2 protein-coding genes are annotated in these 1,714 nt (G+C 46.4%); both read left to right on the forward strand.

The window, feature by feature from the left end; genetic code table 11:
- A partial coding sequence (locus B7X71_RS16440) for a glycosyltransferase family 39 protein (RefSeq protein ID WP_293601523.1) occupies nucleotides 1–1,283 on the forward strand: 1,283 nt, incomplete at its 5' end.
- A gap of 15 nt (nucleotides 1,284–1,298) precedes the next feature.
- Nucleotides 1,299–1,714 (forward strand): DegT/DnrJ/EryC1/StrS aminotransferase family protein (locus B7X71_RS16445; protein ID WP_293601524.1); only part of this gene is annotated, 416 nt, incomplete at its 3' end.

Below are 1,714 nucleotides of genomic sequence, written 5' to 3' on the forward strand. Positions count from 1 at the left end.
GCCACATCAACTCGCTGGATATGGGATTGTCAGCATTTTTAGTTGCTGCCCTCTGCAGTCTTTTATTGGCACAAACTTCTCATAACTCGAGTGGCACCAGGAGATGGATGTGGGCTTGCTGGGCCTTCATGGCTCTAGCAACCCTATCGAAAGGCGTGATTGGACTAGCTATACCAGGAATGGTTTTTATTGTTTATTCCATTACTGCATGGGACTGGAAAATCTGGAAGCGTCTTCACATTATTAGCGGCACCATTTTATTTTTAACAATTACTGCGCCCTGGTTTGTTCTGGTAGCGCAACGCAATCCAGAGTTTCTGGAGTTCTTCTTTATTCATGAGCACCTGCAACGTTTTACGCAAACAGCCCATAGCAGAACCGGCCCAATTTATTACTTCATCCCACTGCTACTACTAGGCTTTTTGCCATGGATTGCACAAACCCCTGGTGCTATTACTCAAGCTTGGCGAGAGCGTAATCGCGAGTTCTCCAGCGGCTGGTTACTGACCTGTTGGTTTGCCGTGATCATGGGCTTCTTTAGCGTCTCTCAATCGAAGTTACCTGGCTATATCATCCCAGTCTTTCCGGCACTCGCAATACTTGTTGGGCATTGCTTAGATCGCAAATTAGACTCTAGCAATTCACTGGGATTGCCTTGGAAGTTACAAACCCTCTTCTTTGCAATTTTGGGTGGAGTTGGATTTTTCTTTTTGGATCAGGCTGGAAAACAAGCCCGGCCTGATGAGATTGAATCCTATGCGCAATATGTCTATTGGATCATCGCAGCACTGATTGCATTGATTTCATTTAGCCTCTTAGCATTTATTCAAAGCAAGCGCTATGGATTAAAGAGCATCACGATTTTTGCTAGTGGGTTTTTTCTCTGCGCAATCATCGCCGGTACGGGACATGAAACTCTCGGTCGCGCAGTCTCTGGCATTGACCTGGTGGAAAAGGTGAAGGCCGGCATTCCAGAGAAAGTGAACTTTTATTCCATAAGAATCCTAGACCATACGGTGCCCTTCTATTTAGGCAGAACCATGATCATGGTGGAGTCTCCGGATGAGTTGGAGTTTGGTGTGAAACAAGAACCACAATTGTGGCTTCCCACCTTTGATGCCTTTATCGAGCGCTGGAAGGAAGATCAAACCGCGTATGCCTTAATGGTCCCCGAGCAATACATTGAGTTACAAAAATTAAATATCCCAATGCAAGAAGTGGGGAGAGATTCTCGGCGCGTCATTGTTAAACACCCAGAATTACTAAGTAACTCTGCACAATAAATTCTTAAGGCCACCATGTCAGCCAATTCAAATTCTCTGCCATTTATTCCGTTTACGCGCCCGCACTTCAATCAAGAAACAATTGATGCGGTTGCAGAGGTATTGCGCTCTGGTTGGGTAACCTCAGGACCGAAGTTGGCAGAATTTGAAGCCACCTTGAGCGAATTCTTTGGCGGACGCCCAGTGCGGTGTTTTGCCAATGGCACTGCCACCATGAAAATCGCTCTGCAGGTTGCTGGTATTGGTCCAGGCGATGAAGTAATTACTACCCCGATTTCTTGGGTAGCTACCTCCAATGTCATTCTGAGCGTTGGCGCAACACCCATATTTGTCGATATCGATCCAACGAGCCGCAACATCGACTTAAATAAAGTCGCTACAGCCATTACACCGAACACGCGTGCCATCATGCCCGTCTATTTAGCTGGGTT

This window comes from Polynucleobacter sp. 39-46-10 (assembly GCF_002282275.1).